Source organism: Thermogemmatispora sp., from assembly GCF_019683755.1.
Taxonomy (GTDB): Bacteria; Chloroflexota; Ktedonobacteria; order Ktedonobacterales; family Ktedonobacteraceae; genus Thermogemmatispora.
In genome coordinates this window covers 1-25746 of sequence record NZ_JADGHT010000008.1, presented here as the reverse complement: position 1 = coordinate 25746, position 25746 = coordinate 1, and the positions used below count along the sequence as shown (strand labels likewise).

19 protein-coding genes are annotated in these 25746 nt (G+C 59.9%); 11 read left to right on the top strand and 8 right to left on the bottom strand.

What is annotated here, in order from left to right; all coding sequences use genetic code 11:
- Positions 1-13 precede the first annotated feature (13 nt).
- The 4 genes from IRZ24_RS01555 to IRZ24_RS01540 form a co-directional block, all read right to left on the bottom strand.
- A complete protein-coding gene (locus IRZ24_RS01555) occupies positions 14-625 on the bottom strand; it encodes a TetR/AcrR family transcriptional regulator (RefSeq protein ID WP_297159916.1) in 612 nt (203 codons plus the stop codon).
- A 272-nt stretch (positions 626-897) separates the two neighbouring features.
- Positions 898-2847, bottom strand: a complete 1950-nt coding sequence (locus tag IRZ24_RS01550; RefSeq protein WP_297159914.1) for a hydantoinase B/oxoprolinase family protein — start codon at positions 2845-2847, stop codon at positions 898-900.
- Positions 2848-3004: 157 nt separating this feature from the next.
- Positions 3005-5035 carry a hydantoinase/oxoprolinase family protein gene (locus IRZ24_RS01545; protein WP_297159912.1) on the bottom strand — a complete coding sequence of 677 codons (2031 nt, stop codon included), beginning with the start codon at positions 5033-5035 and terminating at the stop codon, positions 3005-3007.
- A gap of 100 nt (positions 5036-5135) precedes the next feature.
- Entirely contained in the window at positions 5136-5357 is a 222-nt protein-coding gene (locus IRZ24_RS01540) for a hypothetical protein (RefSeq protein ID WP_297159910.1), read from the bottom strand.
- A gap of 620 nt (positions 5358-5977) precedes the next feature.
- Between IRZ24_RS01540 and IRZ24_RS01535 the strand changes: the two genes are divergently transcribed.
- The 7 genes from IRZ24_RS01535 to IRZ24_RS01505 all read left to right on the top strand — a co-directional run bounded on the left by IRZ24_RS01535 (position 5978) and on the right by IRZ24_RS01505 (position 14684).
- Positions 5978-7555: a long-chain fatty acid--CoA ligase gene (locus tag IRZ24_RS01535; protein WP_297159908.1), complete on the top strand. Its 1578-nt coding sequence runs from the start codon at positions 5978-5980 to the stop codon at positions 7553-7555.
- Between the two features lie 163 nt (positions 7556-7718).
- Complete coding sequence (locus IRZ24_RS01530) at positions 7719-9095, top strand: MmgE/PrpD family protein (protein WP_297159906.1); 1377 nt, start codon at positions 7719-7721, stop codon at positions 9093-9095.
- Between the two features lie 147 nt (positions 9096-9242).
- The gene (locus IRZ24_RS01525) at positions 9243-10229 is read left to right on the top strand and encodes a thiamine pyrophosphate-dependent dehydrogenase E1 component subunit alpha (RefSeq protein WP_297159904.1); all 987 of its coding nucleotides are present in this window, start codon (positions 9243-9245) and stop codon (positions 10227-10229) included.
- Positions 10230-10287: 58 nt separating this feature from the next.
- Positions 10288-11265: an alpha-ketoacid dehydrogenase subunit beta gene (locus tag IRZ24_RS01520; RefSeq protein WP_297159903.1), complete on the top strand. Its 978-nt coding sequence runs from the start codon at positions 10288-10290 to the stop codon at positions 11263-11265.
- 61 nt (positions 11266-11326) lie between these two features.
- Positions 11327-12640 carry a dihydrolipoamide acetyltransferase family protein gene (locus IRZ24_RS01515; RefSeq protein WP_297159901.1) on the top strand — a complete coding sequence of 438 codons (1314 nt, stop codon included), beginning with the start codon at positions 11327-11329 and terminating at the stop codon, positions 12638-12640.
- Positions 12641-12698: 58 nt separating this feature from the next.
- Positions 12699-13868, top strand: a complete 1170-nt coding sequence (locus IRZ24_RS01510) for an acyl-CoA dehydrogenase family protein (RefSeq protein ID WP_297159900.1) — start codon at positions 12699-12701, stop codon at positions 13866-13868.
- Between the two features lie 30 nt (positions 13869-13898).
- Positions 13899-14684, top strand: a complete 786-nt coding sequence (locus IRZ24_RS01505; RefSeq protein WP_297159899.1) for an enoyl-CoA hydratase-related protein — start codon at positions 13899-13901, stop codon at positions 14682-14684.
- A 571-nt stretch (positions 14685-15255) separates the two neighbouring features.
- Here the strand turns inward: IRZ24_RS01505 and IRZ24_RS01500 are convergent.
- Positions 15256-16887 carry a PLP-dependent aminotransferase family protein gene (locus IRZ24_RS01500; protein ID WP_297159898.1) on the bottom strand — a complete coding sequence of 544 codons (1632 nt, stop codon included), beginning with the start codon at positions 16885-16887 and terminating at the stop codon, positions 15256-15258.
- 383 nt (positions 16888-17270) lie between these two features.
- On the opposite strand from IRZ24_RS01500, the gene IRZ24_RS01495 reads away from it, so the two are divergent.
- Positions 17271-18284 (top strand): nitronate monooxygenase, encoded by a 1014-nt coding sequence (locus IRZ24_RS01495; protein WP_297159897.1) that lies wholly within the window; start codon positions 17271-17273, stop codon positions 18282-18284.
- A 115-nt stretch (positions 18285-18399) separates the two neighbouring features.
- Here the strand turns inward: IRZ24_RS01495 and IRZ24_RS01490 are convergent, their stop codons facing one another.
- Together IRZ24_RS01490 and IRZ24_RS01485 are read right to left on the bottom strand one after the other, a co-directional pair.
- Positions 18400-19860 (bottom strand): CoA-binding protein, encoded by a 1461-nt coding sequence (locus IRZ24_RS01490; RefSeq protein WP_297159896.1) that lies wholly within the window; start codon positions 19858-19860, stop codon positions 18400-18402.
- On the bottom strand, positions 19861-20865 hold the full coding sequence (locus IRZ24_RS01485) for a PAC2 family protein (protein ID WP_297159894.1): 1005 nt from the start codon (positions 20863-20865) through the stop codon (positions 19861-19863).
- Positions 20866-21129: 264 nt separating this feature from the next.
- On the opposite strand from IRZ24_RS01485, the gene IRZ24_RS01480 reads away from it, so the two are divergent.
- A complete protein-coding gene (locus IRZ24_RS01480) occupies positions 21130-22125 on the top strand; it encodes a pseudouridine synthase (RefSeq protein WP_297159936.1) in 996 nt (331 codons plus the stop codon).
- Between the two features lie 849 nt (positions 22126-22974).
- Entirely contained in the window at positions 22975-23985 is a 1011-nt protein-coding gene (locus IRZ24_RS01475) for a glycoside hydrolase family 3 N-terminal domain-containing protein (protein ID WP_297159892.1), read from the top strand.
- A 57-nt stretch (positions 23986-24042) separates the two neighbouring features.
- Here IRZ24_RS01475 and IRZ24_RS01470 read toward each other — a convergent pair whose 3' ends face one another.
- Positions 24043-24936 carry an NAD(P)-dependent oxidoreductase gene (locus IRZ24_RS01470; protein ID WP_297159890.1) on the bottom strand — a complete coding sequence of 298 codons (894 nt, stop codon included), beginning with the start codon at positions 24934-24936 and terminating at the stop codon, positions 24043-24045.
- Positions 24937-25331: 395 nt separating this feature from the next.
- On the opposite strand from IRZ24_RS01470, the gene IRZ24_RS01465 reads away from it, so the two are divergent.
- The coding region (locus tag IRZ24_RS01465) for a Sir2 family NAD-dependent protein deacetylase (RefSeq protein WP_297159888.1) at positions 25332-25746 on the top strand (415 nt) is incomplete at its 3' end.

Genomic DNA, 25746 nt, shown 5'->3' with positions numbered 1-25746 from the left:
TCGCTCAGCCAGCTTATGGGCTAGCCGGGGCTGGCGGAGCCTGACCCTGGACCTCGCCCGGTCCCTGTGCGATACCGCGCAAGAAAATCGAGCTAAAGATAGCGGCGATCTCCTCAGGGGAAAGGCGACCCTCGGGATTGAGCCACTGATAGGCGTAGTTATGCATACCCAGAAAGCCCAGGCAGGTCACCGAAACATCCAGGGGGCGAAACAGGCCCTGCTCGATACCGCGCTGCAGAGCGGCGCGGATATAGCCCTCGAAGCGCTTGCGCTTCTCCCGAATCGCCGCCGCGCGCTCAGGAGAGAGCGCCCGCCACTCATTCAAGAAGACAGTCACGTAGGGCCGATAGTCAGCGATGACGCGCATCAGAATACAGCTCAAAGTGCGCAGCGCATCGCGTGGGTCCATCTCGGCGCTCAGGCGTCGCTCTGTCTCCTCCAGTAAGGGATTAATGAACTGCTCATGCACCCAGAACAGGAGTTCGTCCTTGCTCTCGATATGGTGGTAGAGGCTGGCCTTACCGAGCCCCAGCGCCTCAGAGAGATCACGTACGCTGGTACCGTGGTAGCCGTGCCGGGCGAACAACTGGGCAGCTACCTCGATGATATCGCGCTTACGCGCCACGGGAATCCTCCTCTCTCAGCGCGGGGCGAGAGGCAGGGGGCCGGCCTCTGCTCCCTTAACACAAGTCTGTCAGTCACCATCAGCGTGCCCCAAGTTGATTTTCTGCCCTGCAGCAGACAAAGGCGGCTTGAGTTTAGGGAGGACGGGGAGAAACCGCAGCCGGGGCGGAAGCCGGAACCGCAGATCGCAGACCTCGCATGCTCCTGCAGATCGCAAAGTGCTGGCCCATAGAGTCTCACCTTTCACATGCAGTACAGATTATAGAACGCCTGTCAATGGCTCTGGCCGGCGGCTGCGCTGCGCCGCGCCTGCGTTGCCTCATAATCGATCTCAAGACCCTCAGGATCGTGGTAAGGATCGCCCCGAATCACAACACCATACAGCTCTCGTGCTGTCTCAATGCTGATATACTCATCACGCACATCGCGGAGAACCCGCTCAGGGGGTCGCTCCAACGGATTGCCCCAACCCCCGCCGCCGTTAGTCAGATAGCGGAACATAGTGCGGGGACGTGTGCGCCAGATCGGCACGCGGGCGAAGTGGAAATAGCGTCCCTGACGATCGAGGGCGTGGGTCTCAGGGTTAAGAACTCCGGCGACCGGCGTTGCCTGGCGATAGACGGCTTCATCAAAGCCAACCAGCCCGGCTCGTTGAACCTGCTCATAGGCCTCGGGTTCCCAGACCCAGACTGCCCCCACTGCCCCATCCTTGCCCCCGTAGACACCGAAGCCACTAGGAGCCTTTGTATGCAGCGGCATCGAATAATGCTCAGCCTCGGTCAACCACAGCGTATCTTTCACCACAGCCGCTCCGCCGCGATGCTGACCGGCACCGGCGGTATCGGTCGCGTATTCCTTGCGCAGCACCACGCAAGGAAAATCGGATTCAATGGCCTCAGTTGCCGGATCAAGATTATTCGCCAGATAGAAGACCATGTAGCTATCGGCATCGCCGTCCTTGGTCGCGCCCCAGGGACCATGTTCACCGCCGCACTGCGCCATTGTCACCCAGGGGATACCGTTACGCACCCCGTTGGCATTATGAATATTGAGCGAACAATAGTCGCCGCCGACCGCGTTCGGCCCCAAAGCGTCTTTCAGAGCGCGGAAGATCGCCAACAACAAAGGCTGTGTGCTTTCCCAATAGAGGAAGATCGCGCCATCGGGGGGCATAGCGCTGAAAAACGTGCCTTCTGGCAGGACAATATCCACATTGCGCAGTGTGCCCGATGTAAAGGGGCTGCGCGGGTCCAGCAAATACTTAAGAGCGACTGCCACCGCCGTCTTAGCGTCCAACCAACCGCCATTAATGCTGGTGCGGGCCTGCCGTGAGCTGCCACTCAGATCCACCTCAGCGCGATCGCCGCGGATGCGTACCTTGACTTTGACATGATACTCCTCACTATCGTCGATGCCATCGCAGTCGATGAAATCCTCGCCCTCGAACTCGCCATCCGGCAGACGAGCCAAGGCCTGGCGCATGGTCTCTGCGGACAGATCGCAAGCGTAGCGGATCGCTCCCAGATAGCTTTCGACCCCATAGCGCTGGATGGTCTCCAGTAGCAGATTCTCACCCAAACGCAGGTTCTGGTAGATTGTCTTAATATCCGGCAGCATGAGATTGCCAAAGCGCGCATTATCGAAAATCAGGCTCCAGGCTGACTTCACCGGACGATCGCCGTGATAGAGCAACTGGGGTCCGATGACTAGGCCATTCTCATAGACATTGCGCTTTGTGCCACTGAAACCAGCCGGAACCACGCCGCCCATATCGAGCATGTGGGCCTGCAGGTTGACAAAACCGACTAAGCGGCCTTCGAAAAAGACCGGGCGGATAAAGCAGACATCGTTAACGTGAGTGCCGATGCGATAGGGATCGTTGCACATCAGCACATCGCCTGGCTGCAGATTCTGGGGTCCGAATTCCTCGACAGCATTGCGCACCGCATCGGTCATCGTCCCCAAGAAGAGAACCAGACTATTGCTGACCGCCGGTGTCGGATAGTCCAGCTCTGGTGGACCAGCAATCGTGCTCGCGAAATCGTACCAATCACGTAGAATTACTGAAAAGGCATTAGTCAGCAGGCCGGTGCACATATGCTGTACAATATAGCGCAGGCGGCTAGAAAGCACTGTGGCTGTAAAGCGATCACAGTGGTAGCGCGCGCGGAAAGCGTCCTCGTCCAGATCCTTAATAAGCACCGGTGGCTCAACGCGCACCATCGTAGGAACCTCCTCAAGCACTAAGCAGCATACAACAAGCGATCAGTCGAGCAGAACAAAGCGGAGGCGGCAACGGACAGAGGCCGACGGCAAAGCAAGCGAAGCGTAGCGTACTCAGCCAGACGGCCCCTCCCCGTTGCGCCTAGAGCAGAAGGTCCTAGGAAGCAACAGGCTCAATGATAACCTCGCCCCATGAACCAACACGGGCCACCTGACCGGCGACCACGTGAATAGTAGACGTTGGTTCACGGATAATCGCCGGGCCACGCACAATGGCCCCACTTGTCAGGTGGGCCCGCTCATATTCGGCGACCCGCAGCTCACCATTGCCGAGATAGCGCAGCGTCGTCCAGTGCTCGGGAGCCACCTCATGCGGCTGGCCCTCTCCCAGGAAAGGATATTCTACCTTCTGAGAAGGAACCACGACCTGCACGCGATAGGTCACACTCTGGACCGGAATCGCCTCGAAGCGATTGCCTGAACGCTGCTCATAGACGCGATGGAAGTTCTCGATCATCGTCGCGATCGTCTCAGCCGTAATCTCGCCAGCAGGCACCTCCACAAAGGGGGTCTCCCAGGTCTGGCCAAGCAAGCGCCCGTCGAAGCTGCGCAAGATGCGCACCTGACTTTTATCGCCCGGAATACGCGCCAGTAACTTTTCCTCCATGGCGTGATAGATCTGAGCGATGGTCGGGGCAACTTCCGGAGTCAGAACCATATAAGCGCTGCGGCTGTCGGAGTAGACCAGATCGGAGCTAAGCAGCCCGAGCGCCGAGAAGAAGCCGGGATAGGGAGGAACAATCACCCGCTTAGCCTTGATCTGCTCGAGGATCGCCGGCAGGAAGAGCGGGCCGGCTGCGCCGTAAGCGATCAAACTATAATCGCGTGGATCGATGCCCTGCTTAATCGTGATATCCAGCAGGCCCTCGGCGATATTATTGAGACCGATCTTATAGGCGTACTCGATGCGCTTCTCCAGACTCAACGAAGTCGGCAAGCGCTCGAAGGCCGCGCGCGCCAGATCCACATCAAGACGCATCTGTCCGCCGAGGAAGCGCTCGGGATCAAGGATGCCGATCAGCAGGCAGGTATCGGTCAGAGTGGGGGCCGTGCCGCCCTTGCCATAGCAGGCCGGGCCAGGATCGGCGCCGGCGCTCTCTGGTCCGACACGCATCTCGCCGGAAGGAGAAATAGAGACGATGCTCCCGCCGCCGGCCCCGATGCTGGCGATCTCGATCGAAAGGGCATTCACCAGCAGATCATGCTCCAGCTCGAAGGTCTCATTCACTACTGGTTGCCCGCGCGTGACCACGCTGATATCGCAGGATGTTCCGCCGATATCGCAGCAGATCAAGTTCTCCTCGCCGATCAGGCGTCCGAAGTGGGCACTAGAGACCGCTCCCGCGGCTGGCCCGGCGAAGACAATGCGGAAAGGCTGCTCCATCGCAATCTCTGCCGGACGCAGCATCGCAGCGCAGTCGGCGAAATTCACCTGACCAGCGAAACCGGCCTCACGTAGTCCGGAGAGCAGATTATGCGAATACTGTGAGAAAATGATCTTCATCAGCACGTCGATCAGGGTCGTCGAAGCACGGGCATACTCCTTGGCCAGAGGAGAGACCTCGGAAGAGATCGAACAAGGGATATCACCCAGCTCCTCACGCACTAGCTCGCGCAGGCGGATCTCATGCTGAGGATTCACGTAGGCGTTGAGCAGGCAGATAGCCACGCCCTGAACATGGCATTTCCTGAGAATGGCTAGTTGCTCGCGGGCCTGAGCCTCGTCGAGCGGGATCAGCACACTGCCATCAGCGGTGATACGCTCGCTAATCCCTCGGCGCAGATAACGAGGAACCAGGGGAGCAGCGGCATCACCAAAGGGACGACGCCAGCCAGGATCTGTCAAGGCATCAAGCGGGCGCCACGTGCGTCCCATGTCCAGGATGTCTCGATGTCCTAGCGTCGTCAAAAAGGCCACCTTGGGCAAGCGGCGGGTAATAATGGCGTTCAGACCAACAGTACTGGCGTGGTTGAAGATCGGTTTACGAGCGACATCGAGCAGACGTGCGCCTTCGAGCACCGAGCGCTCCGTCTCCAGAGTATTGGTAGGGACCTTGGTCACCTTGATCGTGTGGTCAGTGAGGGCCACAACATCGGTGAAGGTGCCGCCAACATCGACTGCAAGCATAGGAAGACTCCTCGGAAGAAATACTGAAGCGAGGCGACTCTACTCCCAGTGAAGTCAATCAAGTACAAGGATGAGACGCCGCTCACCATGAACAAGCCAGCTAGAGTGTCTCGGAGAGAAGCTGAATGGAGCCGAGGCGGCCCCAGCGCTGGCGCTCAAGGCTATAGAGGCAGTCTTGGCATTTCGTCACCAGCCACCAGCCGCCTTCGCTCAGCACGGGGTAACGCCGCAGGTTGTGGCTGCCACACTCCGGGCATTGGCCCTGGACAGGCTCCTTGTGGACGAAGAGGAAAGGCTCACTGGACCGTGGGTAGACGCTCATTCTTACTTAGACCTCCCTTGAACGAAGGCCGCACGTCCTCTCTGTGCGGGCCAGGCCAGACGAGACCAGGCCGACAATACGCTACCCTGACGTCAGCGCTCAGACGTCTGCCCTCCTGAAGAGCAGGCCGCTCATGAGCTGCGCAGCGCCAGATAGCAGCGTCTACTGTGGGCGCGTCGCCGCTATGCGACCGACCAGTCGGTTGGAAGTATAGCATAGGCGAAGAGCCCCCGTCAAGAGTCTATCAGACATAGCACTTTTAAAAGTCGTCCAGTATCAGTTTCTAGTGCAACATCCGTGTCAGATAAAATCTAGCTCAATGCGATCTTAGCCCGTGCGAAACTTACACTAACTCTTGACGCCAAATTGCAGGCTATGTTATACTTCCGCCAAACAGACCGATTGGTCGGTCGGCAAGCAGCGCATACGTGCTTGCCAAGGAGCCAGACTATCCTCTCTGTCAGCGGGCTGGCGGAGAGGCGCTGCGCTACGTTGTGAGGCCTTCTCCTCTATCTCTGCGGTCCAGCAACCTGGAAGGAAGGTGCTTGCCGGGTATCAGCGCGCAAAGGGGCGATCTACCTGCTGAGCTGTGGCCTGGCGAGCTGGCAAAGGAGCGCGTCATGACCTTCAATTTCAGCAGTGTAATTGAGCACTACGCGGAACGGCATCCTGAGCGAGAAGCCATGATTTACGAGGGGCGGCGGCTCAGCTATGGTCAGCTTCAGGAGCGCTGTGAGGCCCTTGCCTGTGCTCTCAAGGAGCGTGGCCTGGAGGCTGGCGATATTGTTGCTATTCTTCTCAAGAACTGCCCTGAGTTTCTGGAGACCATCATTGCTGTGAACCGGCTGGGGGCAGTAGCGCTGCCGGTCAACTGGCGGCTTGTAGGCGAAGAGCTGGTCTATATCCTCAATCACAGCGAAGCCAAGCTCCTTGTGAGTGAGCGTGAGTTTGCCCCTGTCGTTGAGGCGGTTCGTGGGCGTTGTCCGGGTCTGCACTCTGTGCTTGGCGTGGGAGAGGACGTCCCCGCTGGCTGGCTGGTCTACGATGAGCTGGTCGCGGCCCATCGGGGGCGACATGTGCCAGCAGTAGAGGTAGGGAGCGATGATTTGCATCGGCTTATGTACACCTCTGGGACGACGGCTTATCCCAAGGGGGTCATGATCTCCTATGGCAATCTTTATTGGAAGAACATCGCTCAAATCACGCTCTTCGGCATCACGGCGGCGGATCGTACGCTCATTGTGGGACCGCTCTATCACGTAGGGGGGTTAGATCTGCCGGCGACCTCGGTCCTCTATGCAGGTGGCAGCGTGGTTATCTTGCGCAAGTTTGAGCCATTGGCCTTGTTAGAGGCCGTGCAGCGCGAGCGTGTCACCAATATGTGGCTGCCGCCATCGATGATCAATATGTTGCTGCAGGCTGAAGGCATCTGGAATTACGACCTCAGCTCGGTTCGCTTCATCATCGATGGTGGCGAGAAAATGCCCATTCCGCTCATTGAGAAGTTGCTCTCGCTCTTCCCCCAGGCCTGGTTTGCTGATGCCTATGGTCTGACCGAGACGGTCTCGGGCGATACCTATCTCGATAAGGCCAAGACCATTGAAAAGATCGGCTCGGTCGGCAAGCCTTGTCTCCATCTAGAGCTGCGTATTGTTGATGAGAACGATCAGCCACTGCCACCGCGCCAGCCGGGGGAGATCGTGCTACGTGGTCCGAAGGTCTTTAAAGGTTATTGGAAGGACCCCGAGGCCACGGCGGCGGCCCTACGCAATGGTTGGTTCCACACTGGTGACATCGGCTATCTTGACGAAGAGGGCTATCTCTACATTGTTGATCGCAAGAAGGACATGATTATCAGCGGTGGCGAGAACATCGCTTCGCTCGAAGTTGAACGGGTGCTCTATGAGGACCCGCGCGTTTTGGAGGCGGCGGTCGTGGGAATGCCGCATCCGCGCTGGGGTGAGGTGCCGGTGGCCTATGTGGTGGTGAAGCCGGGTCAGACGGTGACTGCCGAGGAGCTGCGTGCTGCTTGTCAGGCTAAGCTGGCCCGCTTTAAGGTCCCGCATCATATCTTTTTCATCGAAGCGCTACCGCGCAATCCTTCGGGCAAGGTGCTGAAGCGAGAGCTACGTCTGCGTGTCGCTGAGGATCTCGCCGCCTCGGCCAAAGGGGCCAGTTCCAGTCAGCCTGCCAGCTAGCCTGCTGGACGACTGACTGATAGGGTAGAACGTCTTGATCTGCTTGCTCGCCTCCCAAGGTGTGTCGTGTCAAGGGCTGATGCGGCCCAGGGCGAGCAGGCGGATGCCACTGCTCAGGGGTGAGCAGGTGACTGAGTGAGTACCCAAGGAGAGGAGGGTCTCAATGGAAAGAACGCTGAGCGCGGAGCTTGCGCAGTTTGTGACCAACCTCAGCTATGAGGCGTTGCCTGCCCAGGTGATTGATAAGGCCAAGACCTGCTTATTGCATGGTCTGGCAGTGGGACTGGCCGGCTCTGAGCTGGAGTATGCCCAGATTGCTCGCCGCCTGGTGAGGCTGGCCGAGCCTGGCACTAGTGAGGTGAGCGCGCCTGTGATTGGCTCGTCGCTGCGGGCGAGCCTGGCGGGAGCAGCCTTTGCCAATGGGGTGATCTTGCATGGGCGCGTCCAAGAGGATACGCATGGGACAGCCCACCCGGGTACAATGATTATTCCTGCCCTGCTGGCGGCGAGCGAGCTACGTCCTCTGGATGGGCGGGCCTTCCTGACGGCGCTGGTGGCTGGCTATGAGGTCTTGGCGGCGGTCAGCCGCGATTTCACGGCGTTGACAACGCCGCGCGGCTTTCGCGCCAGTGCCATCTATGGGGTCTTTGGAGCGGCGGCAGCGGCGGGTAAAGCGCTGGCCCTGAGCGAGGAGCAACTAGCAGCGGCCCTTGGCTTTGCCTCGGCTTTTGCTGGGGGGACGACGCAATCGTTTGCCTCGGGTACCATGGAATGGCACTTTGAGAATGGCGTGGCGGCGCGTAATGGTCTGCTGGCTGCTTTGCTGGGGCGCGAGGGGGCGCGAGCCTCGGCCATCGCCCTAGAGGGGCCTGCCGGTTTCTATCAGGCCTTTGCTGGGACACGCGAAGGATTGGAGCGCGTGGTGAGTCATCTGGGACGCACCTGGGAGATTCTCAATGTAACGTTCAAGCCTTATCCGGTCTGTGCCTTCAATCAAAGCCCGATCACGGCGGCTTTGGCGCTGGTGCGAGAGCAGGAGCTGTCTCCAGAGGCTATTGCGCGTGTCGAGCTGGAGATGAACTCCTACGAGGCCAATTATCCAGGGATGGCCTACACCGGGCCCTTTACAACGGTGGAGCAGACGCAAATGAGTGCGCCTTTCTGTGTGGCCTGGGCCCTGGCTCATCGCTCGTTCTCCTTCGCTGCACTTAGGCATTTTGATGATGAGGCCACGCGCGCTCTGATCGACAAGCTGGAGATGCGTGCCCGTCAGGATATGCCACCGCTCTCGCTGCGCCTGGCTGTCCATCTTGTCGATGGTCGTACGCTGGAGCAGGAGCTGCGGATTGATGCCAGCTACTATGCCTGGGACTTTGCGCGCGAGCTAGAGCTGATCAGGGAGCTGCAGCCTGACCTGCCTCTGACACCAGAGGCGACCCAGCGCCTGATAGAGCTGATTCGCTCGCTAGAGCAGTGCCACGATGTTCAGGAGCTGATACGCTTGCTAACGGTGCCGACTCCCAGTTCCGTGGGCAGTTAGGGAGGGTTACGCTGCCCTGGTTGGGCTTGGATAGAGGAACAGGCGGCAGACGGCGGGCAGAGGGGCGAGCGCCCTCTCCTTCCTGCTGCTGCCCGTCTGCCCTCTGGGGTCAAATCTGTTTCTTTGGATTGGAGAGGAGGCGAGGTCTTGCCTGCTGAGCAGCTTGATGGAGAAGTAGCGCGCCACCTGCTGGCGACCATGCTGATAATTCGAGCTTTTGAGGAGGCAGTGCGTGATCATTTTGCCGCCAAGCATATTCCTGGCTTTATTCATCTCTCTATCGGTCAGGAGGCAGTAGCGGCGGGGCTGGCCAGCGCCCTGGAGCGCGATGACTATCTGTATGTCACACATCGGGGGCATGGCCATGTCATTGCCAAGGGGGCCGATCTGAAACGGGTGGCGGCGGAGATTTTCGGCAAGGCGGCTGGCTATTGTCGGGGACGGGGTGGCTCAATGCACATTGCTGCTTTTGAAGTAGGGGTCCTGGGAGCCAATGGTGTTGTCGGGGCCGGCCTGCCCCATGCGGCGGGGGCGGCCTGGGCCTTGCAGTTGCAGGGACGGCAGCAGGTAGCGGTCGCGGTCTTCGGCGACGGGGCCGTCAATACCGGAATCTTTCATGAGACAGCCAATATTGCCGCTCTCTGGCGCTTGCCACTCCTCTTGCTCTGCGAGAATAACGGCTATGCCGAATTTACGCCTCTGAGTGTACACGCTGCTGTCGAAAGCGTGACTGAGCGGGCCGCTGCTTATCGCCTGCCGGCCTGGCGTGTAGACGGGCAGGACCCGCTGGCCGTGCGGGCTGCTGTATGCGAGGCGCTCAAGCGGGTCCGTGCTGGTGAGGGGCCGGCTCTGGTAGAGTGCCTGACCTGGCGTCTGCGTGGCCACTACGAAGGTGATCCCCAGCGCTATCGTTCGCCAAGCGAGCTGCAGGAAGCGGCGGCTCATGATCCGCTCCGCCTCTTTGCGGAACGTCTCCGGCGTGAGGCTCTCCTCAGCGAGAGCGAAGAAGCCGCCTTGGCAGCTCAGGCCCGTGAAGCAGTAGCCGAGGCCATTGCCTATGCTCAAGAGGCGGCCTTTCCTGATCCTGCCTCAGCGCTAGAGGATGTGCTTTACCAGCCATCTGAGGCAGGCTGAGCTACTTCGCGCTAATTCAAGCTCAACTACTACCTGGGTTAGCAAAGGAGCAATTGCTGTGGCCGAAAAACGCTATGTGCGTGCGGTCAATGAGGCCCTGTGTGAGGAAATGGAGCGTGATCCGGCGGTTTGTCTCCTCGGCGTCGACGTCGGGGCGCCTGGCGGCCCCTTTGGGGCCACGCGCGGCCTGCAGGAACGCTTTGGTCCGCAGCGTGTTCGCGATACGCCGATCAGTGAGGCGGCGGTCGTTGGGCTGGCCATCGGCGCCGCCACGCTCGGACTGCGCCCAGTTGTTGAAGTCATGTTCATGGATTTCCTGGCGCTGGTCATGGACCAGCTTGTCAACCAGGCGGCCAAGATGCGCTACATGACAGGAGGACAGGCCAGGCTGCCGCTGGTTGTGCGCACTCAGACTGGTTATCGCGACAGCGCCGGCCCGCAGCATGCCCAAAGCCTGGAGGCCTGGCTGACCCATGTGCCTGGCCTCAAAGTCGTCATGCCCTCTGGTCCCTACGAAGCCAAAGGCCTGCTCAAAGCAGCGATCCGTGATGACAACCCGGTGATTGTGGTCGAGAACCGAACCCTGTACGGTCTGGCTGAGGAGGTACCAGATGAAGAGTACGTCTTGCCGCTGGAGCGCGCTGCTGTCAAGCGTGAGGGTCAGGATGTGACCATTGCCAGCATTGGCATCATGGTGCGTGAGGCCCTGGCGGCAGCGGAAGCGCTGGCCACGCGCGGAATCTCTTGCGAAGTCATCGATCTGCGCAGCGCCAATCCTCTGGATCTGCAGACGGTGCGGACCTCGTTGGAGAAGACTAGCCGCCTGGTAATTGCCCATAGCGCTACACGCTGTGGTGGGGTGGGGGCTGAGTTAGCGGCCGCTCTTGGTGAGGAGGCTTTCTACTTGCTTGATGCGCCTATCACACGCGTTGGCGCGGCCTTCGCACCGATCCCTTTTTCGCCACCACTGGAACGGGCGATCGTTCCTGATCGAACGGCTATCATTGCCGCTGTCGAGCGCGTACTCACACCATGAGGTCAACGGCTTCATCTCTGAATGGGGCGAGCTGACCGAGCACAGATTTTCAGGAGCAGCCATGAGTGAGGCAAGTGAGGGAGTGCAATCCGAGGTCATGATGCCTCGCCTGGGCTTGACTATGCAGGAAGGCACCATTGTCCAGTGGGCCAAACGCCAGGGCGAGCGAGTCAACGCCGGAGAGGTCATCTGCACAATCGAGACCGAAAAAATCACCCATGAGATCGAAGCTCCCAGCAATGGCTACTTACAGATCCTTCAGCCCGAGGGCACGACGGTCGCCGTGGGGGCCATCATTGCCCGCATTCTGCCACGGCAGGAAGAGCTGACGGCGGAGGCCGCACGTTCGCGCCAGCTCCAGGCCCCTGAGTCGGCACGGGGGCAGCCGCAACCGGCTGGGGGGGGGACAGTTGTTCCGAAACAGGAGACCGCTGGTGGAGACGGGCGAAGGCGGCTTGAGATCTCGCCTGTGGCTTTACGCATGGCGCAGGACCTGGGCGTACCGCTAGAGCGTGTCGAGGGCAGCGGCCCCCGGGGACGCATTCATAAGGCCGACGTTCTACGTGCCTGGCAGCAGCTCCGCTCGGAGGGTGCGCCGGCCTCGGCTGCGATGCCGCCGGCGCAGGACGTGGCGCGCAGATCATCGGGTGAGACGGAGCAGCAGGGACGCCAGCCAGCCTATGACCGTGAGCCATTGACGCCTATGCGCCGGCGCATCGCCGAGCATATGCTGAGCAGCTTACAAGGAACAGCCCAGCTCACTCTAATGATGGAGGCCGATGTTACACAAGCTCTTCGGCTCAGAGAAGAGCTGCAACAGGAGCAACAGCGCCTTGGAGGGACGGCCATCACCATCACTCATCTGCTGGTCAAAATTGTCGCCTGTGCCTTGCGAGAGCATCGCCGGCTCAATGCGGCCCTTGTGGGAGACGAGATTCGCCTGTATCGAGAGATCAACATCGGTGTTGCCACGGCCCTGGAGGATGGCTTGCTTGTCCCAGTGATTCAAGGAGCGGACCGCAAAAGCCTTGCAGAGATCAGCGCGGAGCTACAGGTCCTCGCTGAGCAGGCTCGCAGCGGTAGACTGCTGCCCGACGCCCTCGTGGGGGCGACCTTTACCATCACCAATTTGGGAGCGCAAGGAGTGGACTACTTCACGCCCATCCTGCCCAGGGGACAAGGGGCCGTGTTGGGCGTAGGGCGCATTTGCGAGCAGGTGCGGGCCGGCGCCGATGGCTTCCAGCGCTATAGCCGACTGGGTCTAAGCCTGACCTTCGATCACCGTCTAATCGATGGCGAGCCGGCGGCGCGTTTCCTGGCACGGATCAGATACCTGCTGGAGCACCCTGCGACGCTGCTCCTTTCTGCCCACTGAGAAGAGAGCGTGCCTTGATCCTTCCCATCCTATCTTGTCTTGTACAGGGAGAACAACGATGGATTTTCAGACCTCAGAAGAGCATACCCTCATTCGTGAGAGCATCCGGCAGCTCGCCAGCCGTTATGGCCTGGAATACTGGCGCGAGAAAGATCGCCAGCATGCTTTTCCCGAGGAGCTATGGCAGGAGCTGGCTCGGGCTGGCTGGTTGGGAACTATTGTTCCCGAGCGCTATGGGGGGGCTGGCATGGGGTTGCTGGAAATGGCGATCGTAGTAGAAGAGATGGCCGCCAGTGGCGCAGGCGCCACTATCGCTCAATTATTCATGATGACGCCGGTTTTTGGGGCATTGACCATCTTGCGCCATGGTTCCGAAGAGCAGCGCGAGCGCTACCTGCCAGCGCTCGCGCGCGGCGAGTTCGACTTTAGCATGGCTCTCACGGAGCCGGACGCTGGCAGTGATACCCTGGCCACCAAGACCCTGGCGCGCCGCCGCGGCGATGAATATATCATCAGCGGCCAGAAGGTCTGGATCTCAGGCGTTGATCGCGCCGGTGGCATGCTGCTTGTCGCGCGCACCACACCACTGGAGGAGGCGCCGCGTCGCACCTTTGGCCTCAGCCTCTTCCTCGTTGATCCACGGGCGCCGGGCATCAGTCATCAGCCGCTGGAGAAAGTCGGGACTCACTGCGTGACCTCAAGCATGGTCTTCATCGACGAGCTGGTCGTGCCCAAGACGGCCCTCATCGGCGAAGAGGGTGAAGGCTGGCGATATCTGGTCGATACCCTCAATAGTGAGCGCATCGTCACAACTGCGGGCTGCGTAGGCGCCGGAGATCTGGCTATCAAGCTAGCCGTCGACTATGCCAATACGCGCGTCGTCTTCGGGCAGAAGATCGGTCGCCATCAGGCCATTCAGTTCCCGCTGGCGCGTCTGAAGGCCGAGATCGAAATGGCCCGCCTCATGAACTATAAGGCCGCCTGGTTGCTCGATCATCACCTGCCCTGTGCCACAGAGGCTAACATGGCCAAAATGGTGGCAGCGGAAGCCGCCTTTAGCGCCTGTGACCAAGCTATGCAGACTCTAGGTGGCTACGGCTTCTCAACGGAATATCACATCGAGCGTCTCTGGCGTGATGTGCGTCTTTTCCGTCTGGCCCCGATCAGTCAGGAGATGGTTCTCAACTACATTGCCCAGCATGTGCTTGGGCTGCCGCGCTCGTATTAAGCTCCTGGGAACGCAGCAAAGGAGGAAAAGATGAGCTACCGTTATTTGCAGATTGAACGTCCTCATCGGCAAGTGGCCCAGGTGACTATTACGCGACCTGAGCAGCTCAACGCCATTGACCACGCTGTGCTCGAGGAGCTGCGGCGGCTGGTAGATGAGCTGGAGCAGGAGCACGAGCTGCTGGTTGTCATCCTGACAGGGGCGGGGGAAAAAGCCTTTGTAGCTGGTGGGGATGTGGCCTATATGGCGGCTATGAGCATGACCGAGGCGCGGCGCTTTGTCTATGCGGGGCAGGATCTGCTACTGCGGCTTGAGCGCAGTAGTAAAGTGAGCATTGCGGCCATTAACGGCTATGCGCTCGGGGGGGGACTGGAGCTGGCACTGGCCTGTGATCTTCGTCTGGCTGCCGAGGAAGCCCAGCTCGGCTTACCAGAGACCTCGCTTGGCCTCTTGCCGGGCTGGGGTGGCACTCAACGTCTGGCGCGCCTCCTCGGGCCGGGTCTAGCTAAAGAACTGATCTTCACAGGACGTCGCATAGGCGCTGAGGAAGCGCTGCGGATCGGCCTGGTCAATCGCGTTGTACCGCGTGAGCGGCTCTTAAGCGAGGCACAGGAACTAGCGCGACGTATCGCGCGTAACAGTCCAATCGCCGTGCAGCAAGCCAAACGAGCCATCAATCAAGGGCTGCAAACCTCCCTGGATCAGGGGCTGGTCATCGAAGCGGAGGCCTGGCTGGTCCTCTTCGGCACCCATGACCGCCAGGAAGGCACACGCGCCTTTGTGGAAAAGCGCCCCCCACACTTTACCGGTGAGTAACAGCGACCCTGCCGGAAGAGAGAAGAAGGCTCCTTAAGCTGTCCATCGTGGCAGCTAGCGCCCACGGGCCTTCATCCTCCTCCTCTTCCTCTCATTATGACAAAAAGAGGGAGTGAAGAGCAGTGATCGGTGAGGTTGCTCCTTATATCAGTGGAAGCTGCAGGCAGTACCTCCTCACCCTTGGACCTGGCTGATGCCTCTACGCCAGCTTGGAATGCTGGGCATCAGACCGGGATAGCGAACTGGATAGCAATCAGCATCCTTCCTGTCTGGGCTGGGGTGGTAATCCGCATCTTCGGAAGGATGCTGGAAGGCAAGAGAGGGGGAAGTCTGCTCCGGCTGCCGGCCCTCATCATAAAAGAGCCGCGCAGTTTCCGCCTGTCTGGTAGCGTGGGGAGGGGGGCACCGGAGGACCAGGGCAGCAGCGAGCAAGAAAGCTCTTGATCCTGACGGTGCTGGCCTCCCCTCAGAGGGACTGATCGAGGAAAAAGGAGTAGCCAGGTCGCTCTGTGGGCAGCCAACGACCCTGGCGAGCGAGTCGAGAAGCCTCAACTATTCAGAGCTACGGGCCTCAGACGGCGGTGAAGAGATCTGGAGAGGCGCGACCCTGACTGGAGCCTCTCCCGTGAAGCAAGGCCCGTAGCGTCGACGAGAGGCGCTTCACCCCTTCGCGCAGTTGCTCCGGGGGCTTATCGGCGAACGTCAAGCGCACACTCGGGCAGCGCCGCTGACCATTCTCCAGACGGAAAAGCTGACCAGGTACCAGCAGCAGACCGCGATCAGCAGCCTTCTCAATCACATCATATTCCTGAAGCTGAGGCGGCAGTTGCAGCAGCAAATTGAATCCTGCCGTTGGCACTGTCCAGCGGCACTCAAGCCCGGCCAGCTCCTCCTCTAGCAGATCCAGAAGCACATCGCGCCGACGTCGGTACTCTTGCCGATACAAACACAGCTCCTCCTCGAAGGCTGGATCGCTGAGATGCTCCAGCAGAGCGCGAGCGAGAGGCAACGAAGTGCCACGCGCAAAAGCCTGTTTGCCCTCGACCAGGCGCGCCAGAATGGGGGCTGCGGCCACAATGCAGCCGAGGCGCAGAGTTGGAAAAATCAGCTTATTGAAGCTCTTGAGGTAGATGACACGCCCCTCGCGATCAAAGCTACGCAGGGCTGGCGGCGGCTCACAGCCCGTCTCAGCGTAGTACAGCTCGCTGCAATAGTCGTCCTCAACGATCAAGAGATTGTAGTGGCTGGCTAGCTCAACCAGGCGCCGACGACGCTCGCAGGACATCGTAGCGCCAGTAGGCGCATGCGCCGTCGGCACCACACAGAGCAAGCGGGGACGAGCCGCCGGAGCCTCAAGCGCCTGCTCCAGCAGATCGAGACGCAGCCCTTCCTCATCGACAGGGATCGGATGACAGGCCACCCGCTGCTGCTCAAAGATATCCAGTGCCGCCAGATAGGCTGGTTCCTCGAGAAAGACCAAGTCGCCGGGGGAGAGCAAGACGCGCGCCACCAGGTCCAGCCCTTGCTGATTGCCGCTCGTAAGCAAAATTTCTTGCGGCTCAGGCTGAAAGCCACAGCGTCTGAAATATTGACAGAGATAGCTGCGCAGCGCCTCATCGCCCAGCGTCGAGCCATACTGCAGCACCTGCAAACTGGAGGCCTGCTTTGCCTCCTCAGCAAGGAGCCGTCCCGCCCGAGCCATCGAACGCTCCCAGCGTTCAATTGGAAAGAGATTGACATCGGGGTAGCCGCTGCTCAAATTCAGCATCGTAGCAGGATCACCCCAGCGCTCGAGAGCGCGCTGCGTCAGCCACTGCAGTTGGCCTGCTCGACTTGCCTGGAACGTTAGGCCACTCAGCCAGCCTGCTGCCCAGTCCAGTCGCTTGCTGGTCGAGGCCAGGCCGCTGGCCTGAGACTCACCCCCAAAAGGAGCGCGCGCGCGGGCCAGGGCCGTCAGCGGCGAAGAAAGAATGTAGGTACCACGTCCGACGTGACCGCCAATGACTCCCTCAGTGGCCAGTAGATCATAGGCTTGGGCAACCGTTGTTGTGCTCACACCCAGCTCCGCCGCCAACCGGCGCACCGGTGGCAGTTGCATTCCTTCGGTTAGCTCTCCTCGTACAATGGCACTTTTGATCTGTTCGGCAAGCTGCTGATAGAGCAGAGTGCGCGTGCTCTTGTCTAGTGAAAAAGTGATACTCATAGTCCCTGGCTTCATCCTAACTGCTACTTTATGGGAAATACTCTAAGCTATAGATGGGGTTCATTTCGCCATTTGAAGCCTTTAAGGATTATATAGCCTAGTATATGCGAATCCACAATCCTTGTCAATTCAGCAGCTTGCCGCTCTCTCCCCTTACACAAGGGAGAGATTGTCCACAGAAGACCATCATTAGACAATTGGTAGAAGGGTATAGAAGGAGATTGTATCGATCGATGATACAATTATAACACTCAGGCCGGCCAGGCGAGGAGGAGGCAAGCGGTGCTGATGGTATAATATCCTCTGCCGGCCAATGAAGGCAGGAAGCGAGGAGGAGCCTGCCATCTCATCCTCAACCCGGTCGGTGAAAGGCGGGAATCTACTTGGCATTGCTACCTGAGCGCATCCAAACGCGCTTTACCGAGCTAGTCAACATTCGTTATCCGATTGTGCAGGGAGGTCTCTCCCATCTTTCCTTTGCCGAACTAGCGGCGGCGGTCTCCAACGCCGGCGGTCTGGGACAGATTGGCTGTGCCTGTTTTGCGACACCCGAAGAGTTACGGGCTGAGATCCAGAAGGCCAAGCGACTCACGGACAAGCCCTTTGGCATTAACTTTCCCATAGGGCATATTCCCCTGGAGCCATTTCTTGACGCTGCCCTTAGCGAAGAACCGGCGGTGATCAGCATCACCGGGGGAAATCCTGAACCGCTGCTGAAGCGTATCCAGGCAAGTGGCGTCAAGGTGCGCACGATGGTCCTTGTTGCGGGTGTGAGGGCGGCGCGCAAAGCGGAAGCTCTGGGAGCCGACGCTGTCATTGCCGTTGGCTTCGAAGGTGGGGGACACCTTGGGCGCGACGATATTGGAACGCTGGTCCTGACGCCGCGTGTTGTGGAAGCTATCAAGATCCCCGTGTTGGCGAGCGGTGGCATCGCCGATGGGAGAGGACTTGCGGCGGCGCTGGCCCTTGGCGCTGAGGGGGTTGAGCTAGGTACACGCTTTGTAGCTGTGCGCGAGAGTAATGCCCATCCCCACTACCAGCAAGCCCTGCTTGAGGCCCAGGAGACGGACACCATGATTATTGAGCGCAGCATTGGGCGCCCGGCGCGGGTTCTCAAAGGCGGAGTGGCCGAGCGTATTCGCCAGGTTGAGGAAGAATTAGAGCGCGAGGGGGCGAGCGCTGAGGAGCGCCTGCGCCGGCTCCTGCCTCTCATCAGCGGGGCTGTCAACAAGCGAGCTGCTCTAGAGGGGGTGCTTGATGAAGGCTTTGTCTGGGCTGGGCAGGTGGTGGGTCTTATCCATGACATTCCGACTGTCCAGGAGCTGATCGAGCGGATGGTCCGAGAAGCCTGGGAGATCAGTCAGCGTCTGCCCCACCTCTTTATGATCCCTCGCTGAGCCAGCTCGTGCGTAGCTGAGGCAGGGAGCCGAGGTCGGGGGCCAGAGCGGCGCCGTGCCGCCGCCCCGGCAGCGAAGATGAAGGCCGAGCGACCCCCGACCTGGCTCAGCCTGCTCACGTACCTGGCTCCTGGTTAGTGGTGCGAGCGGCCATACGGGTTAGAAACTGACCAATCTCGGCCAAGGCGGCCATGGCGCGACAGGTGATCTCGATTGACTCGTAGTAAGGAATGCCCTCCGTGCGTAGGAGCTGGAGAGCTGGGATATGTTGATCGTAGCGAGCGTAGATTGTCTGCACCAGGATGGGCTTACCGTACTGGCGCACAAGGCGGCCCAACTGGCGGGCGGCCTCTTCTTCGCGGGCGCCGAAGGCCTCTGAGAGCAGCCAGCGGTAGCCGCCAAAGAGGCCTGTGATAATGACGCCGTCGACATCGGGATCAGCCAGGCAGATTTCGCTCAGACGGGCGAAGGCCAGCGGGTCCTCATCGGCGGCCCCAGCGACATCAATCGGGTTAGTGGCTGTGGCCCGGGCGGGCATCAGAGAGCGCAACTGCTGCTGAGTTTCCTCTTTAAGAATAGGCACCTCCAGGCCACAGCGTAAGGCTGCATCGCCGGAGGCCACGACGCTACCGCCGCCATCGCCCACGATAGCAATACGTCGACCTCCCTGGGGGGTTGGCGGCTGCAATGCCAGAGCGCGGGCCACCGGGTAAAGCTCATCGGAGCGGATGACGCGCACCACGCCGCTGCCAAGCAGGGAGGTATCATGATCTGGGCGTACAGTTGCCAGGCTGCCGGTATGGGCCAGGGCGGCGCGCACGCCGACCTCGGTTGCCCCACTGAGCAGGATCACCACCGGCTTGTACTGTCCCTGGCGATAGAGTTGCTCGGTTACCTGCTGCAGGGTCGCCTCATCAATGGCTTCAACGTAGCCAGCGATGACCTTAGTCTCAGGATCGTTGGCCAGATACTGCAGGTACTCGGGAAAGCCCACATCAGCGCCATTCCCCATGCTCAGGAAGGTGGTGAAGCCGAGGCCATCAAGCTGAGCCTGAGCGTAGAGATACATTCCGAGGTTACCGCTCTGAGAAACCAGGCCGATCGGTCCCTCTGGCAGCGGGAAGGCCATGCCCAGGGCGTTGAGTCGGGCGCGTCGCACGTAGACGCCCATACAGTTGCTGCCAAGGATACGGATGCCATGTGCGTGGCAGCGAGCGACCAGCTCCATTTCGAGGGCGCGGCCCTCGGGGCCGGTCTCGCTGAAACCAGCGGTGACGATCACGATACCCTTAACACCGTGGGCGATGCAGTCGTCGACGGCGGCGGGCACGTGCTGGAAGGCGGTGGTAATGATGGCCAGATCGACAGGGTGAGGCACAGCGCGCAAGCTGGGATAGGTGCGCTGGCCAAGGATCTCGGGAGCGCTAGGCGTAATCAGGTAAACCTCGCCCGGAAAACTTGCCAGTAGCTGGCGGGCGGCGACATGCCCCCACTTCTGGGGCGCGCGCGAGGCGCCGATGATGGCGACAGAGCGCGGGTGCAGCACTTCCTCAAGCGTGTACAGCCGGTTGCTCATTCAGCCCTCGTTCTTAGAATCGTCATCGGTATCGGGTGGCCCCTGTTCTCGCTCACGTCGCAGCAGCTCCTCGACGCTGCGAATGAGCACATCCGCGCTCGGCAGGGGGCCAGTGCCGGCGGGGCGATCGAGGTCGGAGGAAAGCCCACGAGGCGCGTCATCCGTCTCGGGAGGTTCCTCCTCGTCCTCGTCCTCATCCTCATCCTCCTCGTCTGTCAGGGCTTGAATCTGTTCCTCCAGACGGCGGACATAGGCGCTGGCCTCGGGATCACGCGCGACCAGCGCGGTGATCTGCTCTTCGAAGCGCACGGCGTCCGCCTGAATCTCGTTAAGGTCGAGGTCGAGGGAGAGGAGGCTGTTGACATAGGTCAACAGGGCCGCGGTCACCTTGATATTGGGGGTGGCGGCCAGGTAGTGAGGCGCTGCCGCCCAGAGGCTAGCCGCTGGGATACTGGCGCGGCGGCAGGCATCCTGCAACACGCCAATCATGCCGGTAGGTCCTTCGTAGCCGGAGCTGTGAATGTCCAGCTCGCGCAGCCGCTCCTGTAGCTCGGGCGTTGATGAGCTGCCCGTGATCGGAACGGCCAGCGAGTGAGGGATATCTGCCAACATGGCTCCCAGCAGGATAACCTCTGAGACGTGGAAGTGACGGCAGATCTCCAGAAAGCATTCGGTAAACGTGCGCCACTTGAGTTGTGGCTCCACTCCCAGGTAGAGAATGATGTCGCGCTCTTGCTCGGGAAGACCGTGGGCAGAGAACTGGTTAGCGGGCCAGATCAGGGAACGTTGCATACCGTCGACAATGCGTACGATGGGCCGCGTCTCGGTGAAGACGTAGAAGTCTTCGCTATCGATTTCGGCAACCTTCACCGGCTTCCAACGGTTGATCAGGAATTTGATGGCGGTCGTGGCCGAGTCGGCGGCGTCGTTCCAGCCGGCCAAGGCGGCAATCAGCACCGGGTTGCGTAGTTGCAGGTGTTCGCGATAATACTGGATCAGAGACATGCTCGTACCTCTCTCTGCCTTCCCTGGACCGTATCCTACACATTCTATCATGTCGCGGAAATAGTGGGCAGTCTTCCTTGCTGCGACTGGGCCGGCTGGTCTGGCACCAGACCGGCTCTTGATCCTCCCCACTACCAGGGCTATAATACCCTGGCAATGCGGCCTTACGGGATTCGCTGGCTGCGCTCGTCTCAGGCAGGGCTGACGGGCGAAAGCAGGACAGGGCAGGTGCTATGAAACCGGTAGTAGGAGGCGGTTTCTGTGATGGAGTTGGACCCGGGGATGATCCTTTATCAGGATCATCATATGTTGGCGGTGCATAAGCCGGCGGGTGTGGTGATCCATCCAACCTATAAGCATAGCGATGATACGCTCTGGAATATGCTGCTGGCCTATTTGGAGCGGCAAGGACCAGAGGAGTGGCAGCCGCCGGAGTTGCCTGATGAGCCAGGCTGGGAGCGGGCGCCTGAGCCGGTGCGTTTGATGCTGCGGGAGCGCCGTGCGGCGCGTTTGCGTAAGCAGGAGGGACCTCTGCCTAAGCCGGTGCTTCTGCATCGGCTTGACAAGGATACGTCGGGCGTGGTCCTATTGGCGCGTACAGAAAATGCCCGTCGCTATCTGGGGCGGCAGTTTAATGAGCATCGCGTCTTGAAGCGCTATTTAGCAGTGGCCTTTGCAGGGGCACCGGCCTGGACACGACCGCTGCAGCCGCTGCTGGTGCAGCGCCTCACAGATGATCAGCGGTGGCTAGCTGACCTGGACTTGGCTGTGAAGGTGGAGGAGATGCCCGTCTCGGCGGCTCTGGCAATCACTGGGAGTGAATCGGAGCCGTTGGCTTTGCCGGTTGGCAGCTTGTGGTTGCTCGATGGCCCCATTCAGCGTGATCCCCAGGATCGTCGGCGGTGTGTGGTAGGACCAGCCGGGCTGCCTGCCCGGACGGTGCTGCGTGTCCTGGCTCAGCAAGGGCCGTTTCTCTTCTTGGAAGCGCGCCCGATTACGGGACGAATTCATCAGATTCGCGCTCATTTGGCCTCTCTGGGCTATGCTTTGGTGGGTGACCAGACCTATGCTCCGCTCCCAGAGGAGGGATCGCCCCAGGCGGCTTTGCAGCGCCAGTTTCTGCATGCCTTCAGTTTGACTGTGCGGCGCTATCCTGACGAGGAGTTGGTGACGTTCGTGGCGCCGTTGAGTGAGGAGCTGCGCCGCTGGCTGTCGGCGTATTTCCCCGCTGCCCTTTCGCTGGTTGCTCATGATCACTAGAGTGGTTTGGCCTCTGCGATACCATGATCCCTAGACCTTATCGGCTGAGCGGCGAGTCTTCTGGGCTGGCTGGCGCATTCTGGACGGTGGGCGCTCAACGCGCTGGGGCTTTGCTTTGCTGATGATACTCGTTGGCTCAAGGCTGCCTCAAGTTGGTCCTCTTGCTCTCCCTCTCAAGACGATAGGGTGATGTTGTTATTTCTTATAGCCAAAGGCCTTTGCCGGCGACAGCTCCTGTGAGGAGGATAGCAAAGGCATAATGCTAGCAGGCTTCTGAACGAAACCTTTTGGCTGGTTGCTCTGTGAGCTGGGGAGCACAAACGGCATTTCCTACGCTGGGAAGTACCGGAAGCTAGATGCGCTCAGGGCTGTTCGCAGGTGGGGGGACAGGTGGGAGGGGGATCTGCACTGGAACTGATAGCCGCCATTGAGTTTCTTATAGTCATAAGCTACAGGAGACCAAGAGACAGAGAGAAGGAGAGACAGCCCCTTCCTCTCACCCTGTTACCTATACTCACCTGCACCGTCCCAACCCTTCGAGAGGAAGTTATGCTAAAAACGAGAGAGCACCCAACAGCCCATTTTCACCAGCCATTACACTCGGGGCAGCCAAGAGCGATGAAAAAGAATAGGCTTGATAAAGGGAAAGAAAGTATTCTCTCTATTGCTATATGTGCATTGATGCTATTTCTAGGAGCATGCGGCCAAGCAAGCGAAGGAAGTACCAGTCAGTCCCCGACCTCAGCGACAGCCATCTCGCACCCAGCAGCAACGCGGCCAGACTGGCAAGGGCGCGACATAGAAGGTGACCGTCGCCTCCTAGCTCGGGCACGCCAGATTCTTGCCGGCATGACCCTGGACCAGAAACTTGGCCAGCTTATCATCGTCGAATATCTGGGCCACGACTATCAGGACAGTGGCCTACAGGAGATGATCCGTGACCAATACGTAGGCGGCTTCATGTACCAGGAAAGCAACCACAACTTTGACCCACCCTATGACAGCATCGGTGCCGTAGCCGCCCTCTCACAGCAAGCCATGCAAGACGCCAAGATTCCCCTGCTGATCGCCACCGACCAGGAAGGAGGGCTAGTCAACCGACTCTACAAATTTCATGGTCCCCTCCCCTCAGCAGAAGAGATGACCGCAACCGGCAAGCCCTCCTACGCCTATCAGCAGGGAAGCCAAGCCGCCGAATGGATGAGACAGCTAGGTATCAACAGCGACCTGGCTCCTGTCGTAGATGTCCACAGCGTTGATCCACCGATTCTGGAGACGCGCATGTTCGGCAGCGACCCCCAGACAGTGGCCACCTATGCCGGAGCCTACTTACAAGGATTGCAAGACCACCAGGTTGCTGGCTGCCTCAAACACTTTCCAGGGCTGGGAGCCATTACCTCGGACCCTCATAACGGCCTGCCAGTGGTCAACCGTGACTTGGCAACGCTCAACCGCATTGATCTGGCCCCCTACCGCCTGATGATTCCCAAATATAAGCCGGCTATGATTATGGCCACCGACGTCTTGATGCCCGCCATCGACCCTCAGTTACCAGCGGAGCTATCACCAAAGGCCATCAACGGCGTGCTACGCCAACAGCTTGGCTACGATGGCGTTGTCATCACCGACGGCCTCTACATGCGAGGCATCAGCGAGCACTGGTCGCTCAGCGAAGCAGCCGTCATGGCCATCGAAGCTGGAGACGACCTGATCGAAGGCCCCTACACACCGAGCCAAGTCGCCGATGTAGTCAGGGCCCTCAAAGCCGCCCTTGAGCAGGGAGAGCTGACAGAAGCACGCATCGACCAATCAGTCGAGCGCATCCTTCTGCTCAAGCTGCGTTACGGCATCATCTCCTGAATTCCACTTTCACGAGGCAGTGCTTTTGAAGCGCTGCCTCGTGAAAGTGGAAGCAGCTCAAGCCAGCCCAGCGGCCTCATCGACGGCCCGCGCCAGCGCCGTCCAGTCTTCCTCACCACGCCCACGGGCCACACCGCTAAGCAAGCGGTCATGAACAAGGCCAGCCAGGGGCATAGGAACCTGAGCTTGATCAGCCGCAGCAAGCACCAGACCCAGATCCTTGAGCGCCAGGCGCTGCGAGAAGCCAGGAGTAAAGCGACGCTCTGCAATCATCCGCCCGTAGTTCTGGTAAACCGAGCAAGCAAAAATCGTCTGAGCCAGCATCTCCATCAAAGCCGTCCGCTCAACACCCTGCTTCTCAGCCAGAGCCAGAGCCTCAGCCAAAGCCTCCAACGCAGAACCAACCAGAAAATTGGCCGCCAGCTTTACAACATTGGCCAAAGCCGGCTCATCACCAAAAGGAAAGACCGCCTGACCAAGGACCTGCAGCAAAGGCAAAACTCGTTGCCTGGCCGCCGGCTCCCCCGCCAGACAGATCCAAAGCTTTCCAGCAGCGGCAGCCTCGGGCCGCCCAACCACCGGTGCCGCCACATAGGCGCACCCACGCTCAGCGTGCAAACGCTGCATCCGACGCGCAATGACAGGAGAGACCGTACTCAACGAAACATGAACTCCCCCGGGAGCCAAACCAGCTAGCAGACCATCATCGCCCAAGGTCACGGCCTCCAAAGCCGCGTCGTCTGCCAGCATAGAAAAGACAATCCCCCCCGGCTCCGCCAGATCGCGAGGACGTTCAACACGCTGCGCACCTTCTGCGACAAGCTCCTGCGCCCGCGCAGCAGTACGATTGTAGACGCGCAGACGATAACCAGCACGAAGCAAATTGCGCGCCATCGGCAACCCCATCCGCCCCAAACCAGCAAAGCCTAGCACATTCGGACTCTCAGTCACCGTGCGCCAACCTTCCTTTCTTTAGTCCTAGCCTTCTCATCTTACCCTCCACGGCTGAGCCAGCACAGCCCGCCCAGGAAAGACCAGCGACTCAACCGATGAACAAGGGCAGGCGGCGAGCACATAGGCCACCAACAAGCATCTTACCATTACAGAGGGGGAGGAAAACCCAGGAGCCCCAGTCAGGAGAGCGAGAGATGAGACAGCTTCATCTCCCAGCCCCACCAGCGCCCCAAAACAGCTACCCGTCTCCCTTGCAAGAAGGCCACACACACCATACATTATGATAATGGCGGAAACCAGAGGGAAACAGGGGAAGAGCCAGAGATAACGGGAAAGGAACCCCGCCAGCACTACCACAGATCACCAAAACAAGCAAGCAGGCAAAGAGAGACATGGAACAGAGCATTCCCCAAACACTCTGCCAGGCCCTGCGCCAGGCCAAAAAGATCGCCGCCTTGACAGGGGCAGGCATCTCAGCCGAGAGCGGCATTCCAACCTTCCGAGACGCCGGAGGACTGTGGACCCAGGTCAAACCGGAGGAACTGGCAACCCGAGAAGCATTCGAGCGCAACCCACGCCGCGTCTGGGAATGGTATAGCGAGCGACGACAGAAAGCTGCCAGCGTCGAACCGAACGCAGGCCACCGAGCCCTAGCAGAAATGGAGCGCTACGTCGAAGAAGTTACCATCATCACCCAGAACGTCGACGGTCTCCACCAACGCGCTGGCAGCAGGCGCGTTCTCGAACTGCACGGGAACCTCTTCCGCACCAAGTGCCTTGCCTACGGCCACCCCGCCAACCCAGACC

Excerpts from the sequence above, each read along its gene's own strand:
- IRZ24_RS01500 (WP_297159898.1), bottom strand. The coding sequence starts at position 16,887 with ATGAGTATCACTTTTTCACTAGACAAGAGCACGCGCACTCTGCTCTAT.
- IRZ24_RS01530 (WP_297159906.1), top strand. The coding sequence starts at position 7,719 with ATGGAAAGAACGCTGAGCGCGGAGCTTGCGCAGTTTGTGACCAACCTC.
- IRZ24_RS01535 (WP_297159908.1), top strand. The coding sequence starts at position 5,978 with ATGACCTTCAATTTCAGCAGTGTAATTGAGCACTACGCGGAACGGCAT.
- IRZ24_RS01505 (WP_297159899.1), top strand. The coding sequence starts at position 13,899 with ATGAGCTACCGTTATTTGCAGATTGAACGTCCTCATCGGCAAGTGGCC.
- IRZ24_RS01475 (WP_297159892.1), top strand. The coding sequence starts at position 22,975 with ATGACCCTGGACCAGAAACTTGGCCAGCTTATCATCGTCGAATATCTG.
- IRZ24_RS01545 (WP_297159912.1), bottom strand. The coding sequence starts at position 5,035 with ATGCTTGCAGTCGATGTTGGCGGCACCTTCACCGATGTTGTGGCCCTC.
- IRZ24_RS01515 (WP_297159901.1), top strand. The coding sequence starts at position 11,327 with ATGAGTGAGGCAAGTGAGGGAGTGCAATCCGAGGTCATGATGCCTCGC.
- IRZ24_RS01540 (WP_297159910.1), bottom strand. The coding sequence starts at position 5,357 with ATGAGCGTCTACCCACGGTCCAGTGAGCCTTTCCTCTTCGTCCACAAG.
- IRZ24_RS01490 (WP_297159896.1), bottom strand. The coding sequence starts at position 19,860 with ATGAGCAACCGGCTGTACACGCTTGAGGAAGTGCTGCACCCGCGCTCT.
- IRZ24_RS01480 (WP_297159936.1), top strand. The coding sequence starts at position 21,130 with ATGGAGTTGGACCCGGGGATGATCCTTTATCAGGATCATCATATGTTG.
- IRZ24_RS01510 (WP_297159900.1), top strand. The coding sequence starts at position 12,699 with ATGGATTTTCAGACCTCAGAAGAGCATACCCTCATTCGTGAGAGCATC.
- IRZ24_RS01550 (WP_297159914.1), bottom strand. The coding sequence starts at position 2,847 with ATGGTGCGCGTTGAGCCACCGGTGCTTATTAAGGATCTGGACGAGGAC.
- IRZ24_RS01485 (WP_297159894.1), bottom strand. The coding sequence starts at position 20,865 with ATGTCTCTGATCCAGTATTATCGCGAACACCTGCAACTACGCAACCCG.